8 protein-coding genes are annotated in these 14186 nt (G+C 45.2%); 3 read left to right on the top strand and 5 right to left on the bottom strand.

The genetic code is table 11. The features are described 5' to 3' along the window. Nucleotides 1-20: 20 nt before the first annotated feature. Nucleotides 21-2420 carry an ABC transporter permease gene (locus DYADSP32_RS01340; RefSeq protein ID WP_149244379.1) on the bottom strand — a complete coding sequence of 800 codons (2400 nt, stop codon included), beginning with the start codon at nt 2418-2420 and terminating at the stop codon, nt 21-23. Nucleotides 2421-4269: 1849 nt separating this feature from the next. On the opposite strand from DYADSP32_RS01340, the gene DYADSP32_RS01335 reads away from it, so the two are divergent. The 3 genes from DYADSP32_RS01335 (at nt 4270) to DYADSP32_RS01325 (ending at nt 9268) form a co-directional block, all read left to right on the top strand. Then, a complete protein-coding gene (locus DYADSP32_RS01335) occupies nt 4270-6063 on the top strand; it encodes a twin-arginine translocation signal domain-containing protein (protein WP_149244380.1) in 1794 nt (597 codons plus the stop codon). A gap of 9 nt (nt 6064-6072) precedes the next feature. Next, the gene (locus tag DYADSP32_RS01330; RefSeq protein ID WP_414617418.1) at nt 6073-6726 is read left to right on the top strand and encodes a Crp/Fnr family transcriptional regulator; all 654 of its coding nucleotides are present in this window, start codon (nt 6073-6075) and stop codon (nt 6724-6726) included. A gap of 112 nt (nt 6727-6838) precedes the next feature. Then, nucleotides 6839-9268, top strand: coding sequence for a TonB-dependent receptor (locus tag DYADSP32_RS01325; RefSeq protein WP_149244381.1), 2430 nt, complete (start codon nt 6839-6841; stop codon nt 9266-9268). 223 nt (nt 9269-9491) lie between these two features. Here DYADSP32_RS01325 and DYADSP32_RS01320 read toward each other — a convergent pair whose 3' ends face one another. The 4 genes from DYADSP32_RS01320 to DYADSP32_RS01305 all read right to left on the bottom strand — a co-directional run bounded on the left by DYADSP32_RS01320 (nt 9492) and on the right by DYADSP32_RS01305 (nt 14185). Then, nucleotides 9492-10571, bottom strand: coding sequence for a D-alanine--D-alanine ligase family protein (locus DYADSP32_RS01320; RefSeq protein WP_149244382.1), 1080 nt, complete (start codon nt 10569-10571; stop codon nt 9492-9494). Between the two features lie 146 nt (nt 10572-10717). After that, the gene (locus DYADSP32_RS01315; RefSeq protein WP_149244383.1) at nt 10718-12082 is read right to left on the bottom strand and encodes an amidohydrolase; all 1365 of its coding nucleotides are present in this window, start codon (nt 12080-12082) and stop codon (nt 10718-10720) included. Between the two features lie 3 nt (nt 12083-12085). Next, entirely contained in the window at nt 12086-12853 is a 768-nt protein-coding gene (locus DYADSP32_RS01310) for a DUF1080 domain-containing protein (protein ID WP_149244384.1), read from the bottom strand. A 6-nt stretch (nt 12854-12859) separates the two neighbouring features. Then, nucleotides 12860-14185, bottom strand: a complete 1326-nt coding sequence (locus tag DYADSP32_RS01305; RefSeq protein ID WP_149244385.1) for a Gfo/Idh/MocA family protein — start codon at nt 14183-14185, stop codon at nt 12860-12862. Nucleotide 14186: the final 1 nt, after the last annotated feature.

Raw genomic sequence — 14186 nt, 5'->3', positions numbered from 1 at the left:
ATAAAGGGAAATCCGGCCCCCTACTCCATCCTCAAACTCCGCACAGGATCCATCAAGGCCGCTTTGACAACGCTGTAGCCAACCGTCATCAACGTAATGAGCAAAATGAGGATTCCACCCGAACCTAAAATCCACCATTGCAAATTAATACGATAGGCAAAGCCATTTAGCCAGCTTGTCATGGTGTACCAGGCGATGGGTGCGGCGAGCAGGAAGGCAATAATGACAAGCAGCAGAAATTCCTTCCCGAAAAGCAAAATTATACTTTCCATCCCAGCCCCCAGCACTTTCCTCACTCCGATTTCTTTGGTTCTTTGCGTGACCATAAAAGAAACCATCCCATACAATCCCAGACCGCAGATCAAGATGGCTACCATGGCAAAGGATCGGATTAAGGTGGTGAGCTGTTCTTCTTTTTCGTAAAATTTCATTATTTGCTCATCTACAAAAAGGTAAGAGAAAACTTCGCTGGGATAGGTTTTTTTCCAGACCTCCTGAATTGCTGCTAGTGTGTTAGGAATGTCTCCAGAGTTCAATTTGATCGCAACTTCTTTGTACAATTGAGGCCGTGCAAAAATTGCGCAAGGCTCAACGTCTTCTTGTAAAGATCTGAGATGAAAGCTCTTGACCACACCCACTATTTCACCCTTCAAGCCGCTATTCCCATCTTCGAGTTGTCGTCCCAGCATCTTTTCAGGTTTACTAATCCCGAGCTTTTGCATCATTTCTTCGTTGACAACAAATTCGGTTATCGAATCTCTGGCCGTGATATTTCGCCCGGCCAGCAATGGCATTTTGTAAGTAGGTAAATAGTTTTCATCCCCGAAACGATCCCGGATAATGAATTTTTCCCATTCAACCCGATTATCAAACCTTACCGAACCGCCATAACCCATACTGGATGTAGGGGCTTCATATTGGTACGTTACTGAAATTATTTCAGGATACTGCAGAAGATCATTTCGCAGGGATTGCCTGATGCTTTGCTCCGGATTGATCTTTGGTAGCGGAATAGTTATCACCGCATTTTTATCAAATCCAAGATCCGCATTTTTGAAATATTTCAGTTGAAGAATTAATACCAGCGTTCCTATGACCAGTATCTGGGCAATCACCAATTGAATGGTTATTAACGATCGGCGCAGTCCAATGCCCCCAGCTTGTCGCGACCCCAATTTACCTTTAAGGGCAGTAATCGGGTTGAAACCGGAAATGATAACAGATGGGTAAAATCCTGCAAAAGTAATAGTCGCCACAATCGTCAGCAACCAGAAGAATACCAATTGAAACTGAAGCAGCATGGTTAAATCAAAAGACTGTGTATGCGTCCAAATGTTCAAAAGGGGTAATAATATGGCCACCAAAAGCAACGCCAGAAACGCGGAAACGACTGTGACCAATGCGGTTTCGCTCATAAATTGCCAGAAAAGCTGCCGCTGGGTACTTCCCAACACTTTCCGGATTCCAATTTCTTTTGATCGTTTTAGAGCCTGGGCCGTTGCCAGATTTACAAAGTTGATACAAGCAATGACCAGCAAGAAGATGCCAACTCCTGCCAGAATCCAAAGAATCGAACGGCGGATTTTACCATCATACTTTTCGTCAAAATGAACGTCAGCAAGCGATTGCAGTTTGTGATGATAATATTTGGCCGTTTCGCCATAATACTTGGAACCGCTTTTCTTAATAAGCGCTTCTATGTGAGGCGCTTTTGCATGATTAACCACACGTACAAAGGTCATATTTCGTCCGCTCAGCCAACCGAAATTATCCATTTCGTAAGCAGGTTCTACCTTTTTAAGGGTGGGCAAGGAAATGAAAATGCTGAAATTGAGATCGGTAGGATGAAGCTGATCCTTTACCACACCAACAACTCTTAAATTCGTAACATTGGCAAATGTTAAGGTCTTGCCAATTACATCCGTGGTCCCAAAATATTTACCCGCCATTTTTTCATTCACCACCACGGTATAAGGTTCCTTCATCGCAGCTGATGCCTCTTTACCGAGCCAGTCAAACGCAAACATTTGCATAAAATCCTGATTTGAAAAAACGACTTGATCCTTTTCTATGAATCGTTTTACGACCTTTTCTGATGTGGAAGAAAGTGTCGTATTTGGGTTTTTTCTGATGAAACCTACTTTCTCTATCTGAGAATAATCGCGGGCAAGTGCGGTGGCCATCGGAACAGAAGAATCCGTTCCATGCTCCGTTCCTTCATCCAAGAGCAAATCCAAAACAACGCGGTAAGTCCTTTCAAAATGGGGATGATGCCTGTCTGTACTTAAATGAAACTGCAGGAAGAGGAAAATCAATACGGCACCCGTCATCCCCATACCCAATCCCAGGATATTCAGGAACGTATAAGTGCGGTTGTTACGAAGGTTTCGTAGGGCGATTTTTAGATAGTTTTTGAGCATGTCGAAAGTAAAATCCTTTTGGGTTATCAAAAAGCCCTTCGGGCTTTGACTACAATAACTCCGGGTGCAGCCCGGGGAAATTGCGGCACATTCCAATGGCAACCCAAAAGGGGTTGAATATAAACAATTTACCTGTTCGTATATTCAACCCATTCTGGGTTGCTCTAAAATTGATTGCTTATTCCGAGTCCCCGGATTCAATCCGGGGTTATTCACATTCAAGCCTTTCAGGCTTTTAAAATTCTGGGTTGCGAAACAATTGATTTACCATTTCCAGCCCTCCAATTTAATCCGGGGATTTTCACATTTAGCCCTTCAGGATTACTACAAATCATAGAACAACGTTTCGTAACCAGTTAAAAAGCCCGAAGGGCTTAAATTTCAATAGCTCCGGGTGAAACCCGGGGATATTTCAGCCAATTCGACCGCCAACCCTAAAGGGGTTGAATATGAGCACCCAACGTGTTGGAATATTCAACCCATTCTGGGTTGCAAAACAATTGATTTCCCATTTCTAGCCCTCGAATTTAATCCGGGCATTTTCACATTTAGCCCAGGATTGCAACCAATCATAGAACAACCTGTTGTAACCAGTTAAAAAGCCCAAAGGGCTTAAATTTCAATAGCTCCGGGTGAAACCCGGGGATATTTCAGCCAATTCGACCGCCAACCCTAAAGGGGTTGAATATGAGCACCCAACGTGTTGGAATATTCAACCCATTCTGGGTTGCAAAACAATTGATTTCCCATTTCTAGCCCTCGAATTTAATCCGGGCATTTTCACATTTAGCCCAGGATTGCAACCAATCATAGAACAACCTGTTGCAACCAGTTAGAAAGCCCAAAGGGCTTAAATTTCAATAGCTCCGGGTGAAACCCGGGGATATTTCAGCCAATTCGACCGCCAACCCTAAAGGGGTTGAATATGAGCCCCCAACGTGTTGGAATATTCAACCCATTCTGGGTTGCGAAACATCTGATGGCCCGTTTCCGAGTCCCCGGATTCAATCCAGGGTTATTCACATTCAAGCCTTTCAGGCTTTTAAAATTCAGGGGTGCGAAACAATTAATTTCCCATTTCTAGCCCTCCAATTTAATCCGGGGATTTTCACATTTAGCCCTTCAGGATTACTACCAATCATAGAACAACCTGTTGCAACCAGTTAGAAAGCCCAAAGGGCTTAAATTTCAATAGCTCCGGGTGAAACCCGGGGATATTTCAGCCAATTCGACCGCCAACCCTAAAGGGGTTGAATATGAGCACCCAACGTTTTGGAATATTAAACCCATTCTGGACTGCGAAACATCTGATGGCCCATTTCCGAGTCCCTGGATTCAATCCGGGGTTATTCATATTCAAGCCTTTAGGGTTTTCTTCTACTATTTTGTTCCAGATTGGTATAACTTTAACAGGATTTATCATTATAAGCTTACAGGTTAACAGACAAACTAAAATTGTTACTAAAACTCAAAAAACCAGTAATCTCTGTAAACAGGCTCACCTTCATCTGGCCATTGCCGGCCATTTTAAAGCAATGTTCGATCCCCGGACAAAGGATTGCTTCAAAAATACCTGATCCGTTTGGCAAAAATTCTGATTGCTTGCCTATTTAACTCTTTTTAACTAATACCCTGTCCGCTTGAACGATGACCGGCTTCTAACTGGTGCACCCCGACTTTACGGGATCAGAAAAATGAAAAACTATTTTTCCATCAGATAGGTCCGAATGACAGAACATGATGTATAAAATGTGAAGACAGCAATCATGTTGAAACAGGATTAAAATTTCTTTTCAGCTGCTTTGCCTGAACACATTCCTAGCCCCTTATTATATTAAAACGACCCGAAATGAATAACAGAAGAGATTTCTTAAAAAGAACCTCCCTGGCAGGATTTGCCGCTTCGGCCTCGCTGGTTCCAGGCCAGCTACTTCATACAAGTTCATCGGAGGATTTGGCTAGTCAACAGTCCGTAATTTCATTTGGGAGCAGCTACAAATTCATCAAATTCCATACGGCAACACCTGCGGATGCCATCACGCTGAACGCTGTAGAAATAGCGAAGCGCATTATTTCGGAACGTACCGGTCTGGATTTCTCCGTCGAAAATGTTAACTACCTGGATGTACACTTGAAAACCGTGCCGCAATCCATGCCTTCTGAGTCCTTCAGAATTGAGCACCGCCCCGACAAAAGTATTGCAATCACCGCCAGCGATCCGCAAGGTGTGTTGTATGGAATAGGCAAGTTCCTGCATACCTCGACATTGACTTCCGCTGGTTTTACACCCGGAGCCTGGCAGGGATTATCCGTCCCGGAAAAGCCCTTCCGAATGATCTATTTTGCCACCCATTTCCACAATTTCTACCACGACGCGCCGATTGAGAAAGTGACAGCTTACATAGAGGAGCTGGTATTGTGGGGATATAACAGTTTAAATGTCTGGTTCGACATGCACCACTTTACCGGCATCGACGACCCGGCTGCACAGATCATGCTCGACCGTCTTGCCCAACTTTTAGGTGCCGGAAAAAGTGCGGGCATGAAAACGATGATCACGGTTCTGGGAAACGAGGGTTACAGCTCCACCCCTGATACCCTTCGCATGACCACTCCCCTGCAGATCAAACTCAGGGGTAAGTATGGGGTAGAAATCTGTCCATCTCAGCCAGGCGGAACCGAACTGATTTTGAATCAATTGGAACAGGAGCTGGACGAATTTAAAAAACGTGGAGTAGAACCTGACTATTTTGGGGTGTGGCCCTATGATCAGGGTGGCTGCGGCTGTACCCAGTGCACTCCATGGGGCAGCAATGGGTACCTCAAAATGACCAGAAAGATAGCTGGTCTCTTATCAATTAAATTACCAAAAGCAAAAATTGTGCAGTCAACGTGGCTCTTCGACGTAGTGGAAGACGAGGGCGAATGGGCCGGACTTGCAGCCGCGTACAAGAAAGAGAAGCCGCCCGTTGATTACATTATGGCCGATTCGCATGAGACTTTCCCAAAATATTTGCTCAACAATCCAGTCCCGGGTGATTTGCCGTTATTGAATTTTCCAGAGATCAGCATGTGGGAATCCTGGCCCTGGGGTGGATTCGGAGCCAATCCCCTGCCCGGACGATTCCAGAAACTGTGGAACTCGGTAAGTGATAAAGTTGCTGGTGGATACCCGTATTCTGAAGGTTTATTTGAAGATATCAATAAGGTCATATACAGCCAGTTCTATTGGGACAGTCGCAAACCAGCAACAGAAAGCCTCACTGAATACGTATCGTACGAATTTTCCGCCAAAGACGCCGACCAGATATTGGAAGCCATAGGCATTATGGAAAAAAATCATGGGCTTAGCCCCTACCGCGGGAACGATGCAAAAACCAGTCCGCAAAAGTTTACAATACCGAAGGAAGACCATGGCGCAAAGAAGGCATACCAACTACTCAGCTCAATAGATAGCAAGCTAAACGTAAAGACAAAGTCCGCGTGGAGATGGCGAATTCTACTGCTTCGTGCGATGTTCGACCATGAATTGAGACTATCCAAAGGCATTCCCAATGAAAAAGTGCTGGCTGGTTTCAGGGAACTTAGTGAAATTTACTCCGCACAAAACGCAGAACCAAGCGTAAGGCCGCCGCTCACCTGAGATTTTGAAGTGAGTCTTCATCTGATTTTTCAGATCAAACATTACTTTTGTCACAGAAACAAGATGTACGCATTGGTAACAGGACGCATGCAGAACAAACTCGTAGATTATTTTTCAAGAATAATGCCTCTTTCTCAGGATGAGGCCAATGCCATTGCGGAGAGCATGTCTATTAAAACATTTAAGAAAGGAACAGTGTTGCTGAAAGAAGGACAAATTTCCTCAGAGTGTTATTTTGTTCTGGAGGGTTGTATCCGGGAGTTTTACCTGATTGACGGTGAAGAAAAAACCAATAATTTCTTCACCGAAGAACAATGGGTACTTTCCCTTCACAGCCTGATGAACAGAGTGCCCGCAAATCATTTCTGGATATGCAGCGAGGATACAACGGTCGTCATAGGCAACGAACAGAAGGAAAATGACCTTTATAAACGATTTCCAAGGTTTGAAACCATTTCACGGACGGTGATGGAAAAAGTCTTTGCGAATCATCAGGAAATGATGGCCTCCTACCTGAGCGATACGCCGGAGCAACGTTATATCAAACTGCTGAGTAACAGGCCAGATTTATTTCAGAGAATACCGCAATACCAGATTGCGGGCTACATCGGTGTCAAGCCCGAATCACTCAGCAGGATACGGAAGCGCATCGCAGACAGATAAAAAACTGAACGCGCAGAAAACTTCCTCCCCGATCATTTCTTAACCAAAGTCAACGAGATTGGCTTCGCTTCATTTCAACTTTGCATCAACATTAATCTAATCGCAAAGCGCAATGAAGTATTTCTTTTTCTGCCTTCTATTACTTACTAAATTTTGCAACGGCCAGAATAACACGCAGTCTATTCGAGGAACTTTAACAGATTTGGATAGTAAATCCCCTCTTGCTGGCGCAACAATTCGCTTAATTGCTGAAGCTAAGAGCAGTGGAACTGTTTCCAATTCAAAAGGTGAATTCCGGTTTGAAAAAGTCCCTCTGGGCAGAGTAACCCTAAAAATATCCCACCTTGGCTATGAATCCCGAACCATTCCCAATATTGTTGTAGATGCGGGGCAGGAGGTGATTCTGGAACTGGAATTACAGGAATTTGCTACACAATTGAATACGCTGGTCATCAAAGCCGCACCCGACAAAGGCGAAACACAAAATGAAATGGCACTTTTGAGCGCAAGATCAGTCTCCAATGATGAGACCAAACGGTACGCTGGTGGTTTCAATGACCCGGCACTAATCTTATGCAATTTCGCAGGCGTCACCAACAACGGCACAGGCAGCAATGAAGTGATCGTCAGAGGCAATTCACCAAAATACGTACAATGGAGGCTGGAAGGTATGGAGATTGCCAATCCCAACCATTTTGCCGATCAAAACTCGGTAGGAGGCGGTATCAGCGCCTTGAACAACAATTTATTGGCTACATCCGATTTTTACACCGGAGCGTTCTCTCCTGAATATGGTGATGTACTCTCCGGTGTGTATGATGTAAAACTGAGAAACGGTAACAACCAAAAGTTTCAATCCATTATTGGCATAGGCGTCCTGGGCACGGATATTACCATGGAAGGCCCCTTCAAAAAAAATTACGATGGCTCCTTTCTTGCAAATTATCGCTATTCTACCATCGGACTGGTGAGCGATCTGGGCATTGTAAAACTGGAAGGCGGGGGGCCAACTTTTCAGGACGGTGCTTTTAAGGTATCGTTACCCACCAAAAAGCTTGGAAGTTTTTCCTTATTCGGTTTGGGTGGACTTAGCCGTATCGCGCTGGACAACGTCAATCCAGGTTCCCTGCCGGTGCCCGGCCTCGAGGCAGCAACCGCCCGATTTCGAACGGATTATAAAAAATCGACTTACATGGCCAACATAGGTTTGAGCCACATGCTCCAGATGGGTAACAACAGCTATCTCAATACATCCCTATCGTTTTCGGGAAATGGCATTGATGAAAATGTGTACCGATCGGATATTACCAAATTGTACAACGCCGACGGAGGGTTTCTAAGAGATTCTTTGTCGGCCAAACGGGAAAGTTATGACAGTCGGCTCAGCAACGCTGCTTACCGGATATCGATGACTTACAATCATAAGTTCAATGCCAAAAACAAATTACAGATAGGAAGTAAGTATGCCGTTCAGGGATTTATTTACCGTCAAAACAGGCTGGACGATTCTCTAAAAAAATGGATGAAGTTGACAGATTTTAACGAGCAGATAGGAACGCTTCGAAATTTTGTAAGCTGGAAACATCGCTTGAATAATGATGTAACAATTGTAGCCGGCATTCACAACATGAATGTGCTTTACAACAAAAAAAGCACCATTGAACCCCGGTTGGCCATCCGGTGGAATGCCACCAACAGGGGCACCCTGAATGTTGGCTACGGATTGCACAGCAAAATGGAAAGCGTACACAACTATTTCGCAAAGGTTCAGCAACCCGATGGCACCTACACAGAACCCAACAAGGATCTGGGCCTGCTCAAAGCACATCACTTTGTGGCCGGATATGCGTATCGACTCACAGATAACCTGATAATAAAAACGGACGCCTATTACCAGCATTTGTACAATCTTCCTGTCGAAAATAGGGATGGGAGCTATTATGCTACCATAAATGAAGGTTTGAATTTCCGATATGTGAACCTGATTAATCGGGGTACGGGCAAAAACTATGGGATTGAATTAACGATTGAACGGTTCTTTAATAAAAATTACTATTTCCTTATCAACACATCTGTTTTCCAATCCAAATACAAATCCCTGGAGAACAGAGAGCGTAATACGGCCTACGCCGATAATTATTTGGTCAACCTTCTGGCGGGCAAGGAATTTGAAAAGTTAGGCAAAAAAGATAACCAGACACTGTCTCTCAACGCAAAAGTGTTTTTTGGAGGCGGCAAAAAGTACATTCCATTACGTAGAACCAGTGAAGGAGACCTGGCAGTAGATCCCGTTCAACACCTGTTTTTTGACTACCAAAAAGCATATGACAATAAGCTCGACGATCTATATCAGGTCACGGCTGCGGTTAGTTACAAATGGAACAAGAAAAGATCTACCCATGAGCTCTTTGTCAATCTGGACAATGTGACCAATCGTACCAGCAGGATTTCGGAGTATTTTGATGACAGCAAACCGAACTCCGTTGGTTATGTTAAACAATTCGGCATTTTTCCAAATGTAATGTACAGGGTATATCTTTAGAAGCTTTTTTTGCTCACCGAAAAAAATGCCCGCAGATTCAAGGGGAGTTAAACGCGCGGACCAAAGGACTCCCTCAGATTTAAGGAGATTTGCAATGCAATATGGTCGAATAGGTTTCGTGCCAAGCTGAAAAATACTTCCTCATTGAATACCTCTATGCGAAAATCTGCGATTAATTTAATCTCCTTAGATCTGCGGGAAAAATAAAAGCACTCCCGCAGATTCAAGGTGATTCTGTGTGATCACGTTGATGACGCATCTCCGCCAACCTTATAATTTCGGTGAGCAAGCTGGAATACGGAAGGCCTGACTTTTCCCACAATTGCGGATACATGCTTGACGCAGTAAACCCAGGCAAGGTATTGATCTCGTTCAAAACAAACGTATTATCCTCCCTCAAGAAAAAATCGATCCGTGACATTCCTTCACAACACAAAACGCCAAAAGCCTTTACGGCCATATCTCTGATCTTGTCGGAAATAAGTGGATCTATATCCGCTGGTATTTTGGTCTGTACACCTTCCAGATTTAAGTATTTTTCCTCATAGGAATAGAAGTTGGTAGCACTGATGATCTCACCCAATACCGACGCATGTACTTCTTCATTTCCCAACACAGCACACTCTACCTCCTTACCAAAAACGGCTTCTTCTATGAGAATCTTTCTGTCATAAGTAAACGCTTCCAAAACCGCCTTTTCAAATTCAGTCTCGTCGTTAACTTTGCTGACACCGACTGACGAACCCGCGTTGGCAGGTTTCACAAAAAGTGGCAATCCCAGTTTTTGTTTTATTTCTGCAAAAGAAAACGCATTTGGTTGGTGCCTGTAGAGCGTATAAAAAGCAGCTATGGGAATACCGGCATCTCTTAGCAGCCTTTTTGCTACTTCCTTATCCATCCCAATGGCCGACCCCAAAACGTCGGGACCAACATAAGCCACGTTAAGGGATTTCAGGATTCCCTGAAGCGTACCATCTTCACCAAACGTTCCGTGAATAATGGGAAAAGCCACCTGAAAGGAAGCCTTCACGGTATTTGAGTTCAAATCAACAATTTCCACCTCATTATCTCCTTTTTTTAGGTAAACGAATGAGGCTCCGGAAAAATAATCAAGTTGATACAAATTAACATCGCCTGAGCCGTAGCTGGTATTCACGCGCCAGTACCCATCCTTATCAACCCCAAGTAATATCGGCTCAAATAGGGATGTGTCCATGGCATTGTAAATATTCGTAGCTGATTTCAGCGACACTTCATGTTCGGCAGATTTCCCTCCGAATAATATGGCAACTTTGGTTTTCATGTTCTTTGTTAAGGCGTTGTGCAGCGGCAAACCGCACGAATAAATTGTATTTTAGAAACCTTCAAGGCGTAATCAAAATTAGAATAGCCTTGTCCAGGTGCCCGAACCGGACAGTATGTATCTGAGAAGCAACCAACGGCTAACCTCTACTTCTTCAACAGCAAAAGCGCCGCCGACGACATACTTAGTACGCCTGTACGTAAGCTGGGAGTCATATCGGGCAGGTAAGCGGATGAATGTGTCGATGGAATGGTACGGTTGTTCATTTTAGCATCAGCCATTTTTTCAGGATTTACTGAACCGATAGAGTAAATCAGAGTAGGAATGGTTGGTTTTTCCCGTCCGTACCAGCCAAAATCTTCTCCAAACATTTCCGGCGACAAACTGACCACCTTTTCTTCTCCGAGCAATTTCACAAAGTTTTCGAATATTCTTTTAGCCAATACCGGATCGTTGTAAACGGCAGGGGTATTCTCTTTTCTGGTCGTCACCACCGGATAATTCTGTTTTTCCACTCCAGCAGCGTGTGCGATACCGTCACAGGTCCTTTTGATTTTCTCAATGAGCGACTGCTGAACATCATCGCCGAACGACCGGATGGAAAGTTCAAGTTTCACATCGTCGGGAATGATGTTGTCATTGGTTCCTCCGTGAATCGAACCAACGGTGATGAGAGCGGGAACCTGCGGCGCGATCTCCCTGCTCACGATCGTTTGAAAACCGAGTACTATTTTGGATGCCAGCACGATCGGGTCGATGGTTAGCTGTGGCACAGATCCGTGTCCGCCCTTTCCTTTGATCAGGATATCAACAGCATCGATACTGGCCAGCGCATAACCGCTGCAAATGCCCACCTTGCCCGATTCCATAGCGGAATTGACATGTAGGGCCAACGCATAGTCGGGTCTGGGGAACTTGGTAAAAAGTCCGTCGGCAAGCATGGCACGTGCACCTACGCCCTTTTCTTCGGCAGGCTGCCCTACGAAAACCACCGTTCCGCTCCATTCTTTTTTTAGTTTTGTAAGTACCCGGGCTACGCCCAACCACACAGCCATGTGCATATCGTGTCCACAAGCATGCATTAAAGCAGTTTCTTTGCCTGAATCAAGTCTGGTCACCTGGCTGCTGGCAAAATCGACGCCTGTATTTTCCTTCAAAGGCAATGCATCCATATCGGTCCGGATCATCACCACGGGGCCCGGTCCGTTTTTCATTATTCCCACAATCCCATGACCTCCTATTCCCTTTGAAACCTGGCAACCGGTTTTGGCCAATGTCTTAGCCAGAAGCTCTGCCGTCTGTTTTTCCTGAAGCGATAGCTCGGGATGTGCATGCAAATGCTTGTACAAGCTTTCAAGACTATTATATTCCTGATCAATCACCGAAAGAATTTGCCGGGCTAGCGGCAACTGGGCGTAAAGTTTTTCAGTACCTGACAGACCCATACAAATTGTGATCAGTGCACAGTACACGATTGCTTTTAGGTCACGGAAAACATAGCTTTCTACCATTATTCAATTGAGCTTTTTGATATAAATATTGGCAAACTGGCAGGTGTTGTTGGTAGCGTGGTCGTCCTGGAGGGCGATTTTACCACAAGACGCTATTCCCGGCAGCAGTGCATCTTCAACTACATCCTTACCATTCAGATTCACAGTCACCCTGGATCCACGCATTGTAATGACGAAGCGGTTCCATTCCCCTGGCAGATTATCCGCTTTCACCTTGGGCGTTACTGCAGTGCGGACCTCCGCCGGGAGCTTGGTATCTACCCGGTAGCCATATATCTCCCCCGATCCGATGTATCGATTTCCAATATTCACCTGGTTTTTGGAATCACCTCTGAGGTAAATTCCCGTATCTCCGTTATATGGAATTTCAACTTCCTTATTGGTGCCATCATCGTTTTTAGCATTTTCTCCATTGGGAAGTATAACCGGGCTTTTGGCCATTTCTGGTTTTCGGGTGAGCCTTACATCGGCCATCAGTATAAAGTCGCAAAAGGATTCTGTGGTCCAGAGGCACTTGTCTTTCTCCTCACTTTTTCCATCATAATCAATAAGCGCACTCTTGGGAGTCCAGTGCCCGCGATGCCCCGGCAACTCCTCCCATCCCGAAAGATCAACTCCGTTGTAAAGAGATATAAATCCCTGTTTCTTCAGTGCACCTGGGTTCAGTTGGGGCAGGCTGGTTTGCGCATCCCTGCTTCCTGGAAGCTTGTTTATAGCCTGACAGCCACAAATATAGAATACTATAAAAATGTATAGACAAGAATTTTTCATGACCGGTCAGAGTACTTGTGACAGTCCGGGAATTGGAACCGGGTAATTACCATCCTTGTCGGGTTTCACCGGAGGTTCGGCATCCCAGGCAAATTTTTCAGGCATTAGTGTAAGCTTGGAATTGAGTGCTTCATTCCACTCCACCATTTTGCCGGAATGAACCGCCATGCGCCCTAGAATGGTCGTCATGGTACTTTTGGCGCCCCATTCGGTATCGTTCAGCGGCGTATTGTTCCGGATCGCAGCAAAGAGTACATTGTGCTCAATCTGGTACGCATTTTCAGAATCCTTGTTCGGGTTTCGCCAGATCTGCTCACCCTTGACGTTTTTAATGCCGCCCTGAAGACTTGCCGAGCCGGTGGCGCCCAGAAAAGTTGCACCGCCTTTATTCCAGGTACCACTGATGTGGCGAATCTGACTATTCAGCTTGGTTCCATCTGCGTACTCGTATTCGATATAAAAATGGTCAAAAATATCGCCATGGTCCGGGCCATTCAGCGAAGAGCGACCGCCCATACCCTGTGCACGTATCGGATAAGCTCCCTTGACCCAATTGACGATATCGGTATTGTGTATTTGCAAACCTGCCGGAGAACCAGCCCATAGCCAGTTGAAATACCGCCAGTTGCGCATTTGGAACTCCATTTCCGACTGTCCGGCCATTCTGGGACTTGTCGTAACGGGCCCGATCAGGTAATAATCCGTTGCCGAGACAATCCTGCCAATGGCTCCTTCCTGAAGTTTTTTCACCATTTCTTTGTATCCCGGATCATAACGATTCTGCAGCCCCACCACCACTTTCAGGTTTTTTCGGGTCGCTTCCTTGCCTGTTTCCAATATCTGCCGGATGCCCGGTGCATCCGAAGCAAGCGGCTTTTCCATAAACACATGTTTTCCAGCTTTCACAGCGGCCTCAAAATGAGAAGGCCTGAACGCAGGTGGCGTAACCAAAAGAACCACATCCGCACAGGCAATGGCTTTCTCGTATGCGTCAAAACCTACATACTTCTGATTTTCAGGAACTTTAACAAAATTTTTGATCCTGTTCACTTTCAGGAGCGTCGCGTAGGTGTCATCCAGCTTGTCTTTAAAAACATCTGCCATCGCAACCAAAACTGCATTACTATTGGCACTCAAAGCATTCAATACAGCTCCGGCACCACGGCTTCCGCAGCCTATAAGCGCGATTTTGATGGGGTCATTGCTCAACGTCCATGCACCTGCTTTACCCGAAAGCGCTGAAGTAAGTAATACGCCACCCGCCATTTTTACCGAGTCTTTCAGAAAATTACGGCGTGCCAGCGGGTTATCGGATTCGTTATTTTCGCTCATA

This window comes from Dyadobacter sp. 32 (assembly GCF_902506755.1).
Lineage (GTDB): Bacteria > Bacteroidota > Bacteroidia > Cytophagales > Spirosomataceae > Dyadobacter.
The sequence above is the reverse complement of the archived record's forward strand: the minus strand, read 5'-3'. Positions and strand labels throughout refer to the sequence as shown.

Excerpts from the sequence above, each read along its gene's own strand:
- DYADSP32_RS01340 (WP_149244379.1), bottom strand. The coding sequence starts at position 2,420 with ATGCTCAAAAACTATCTAAAAATCGCCCTACGAAACCTTCGTAACAAC.
- DYADSP32_RS01335 (WP_149244380.1), top strand. The coding sequence starts at position 4,270 with ATGAATAACAGAAGAGATTTCTTAAAAAGAACCTCCCTGGCAGGATTT.
- DYADSP32_RS01325 (WP_149244381.1), top strand. The coding sequence starts at position 6,839 with ATGAAGTATTTCTTTTTCTGCCTTCTATTACTTACTAAATTTTGCAAC.
- DYADSP32_RS01320 (WP_149244382.1), bottom strand. The coding sequence starts at position 10,571 with ATGAAAACCAAAGTTGCCATATTATTCGGAGGGAAATCTGCCGAACAT.
- DYADSP32_RS01315 (WP_149244383.1), bottom strand. The coding sequence starts at position 12,082 with ATGGTAGAAAGCTATGTTTTCCGTGACCTAAAAGCAATCGTGTACTGT.
- DYADSP32_RS01310 (WP_149244384.1), bottom strand. The coding sequence starts at position 12,853 with ATGAAAAATTCTTGTCTATACATTTTTATAGTATTCTATATTTGTGGC.
- DYADSP32_RS01305 (WP_149244385.1), bottom strand. The coding sequence starts at position 14,185 with ATGAGCGAAAATAACGAATCCGATAACCCGCTGGCACGCCGTAATTTT.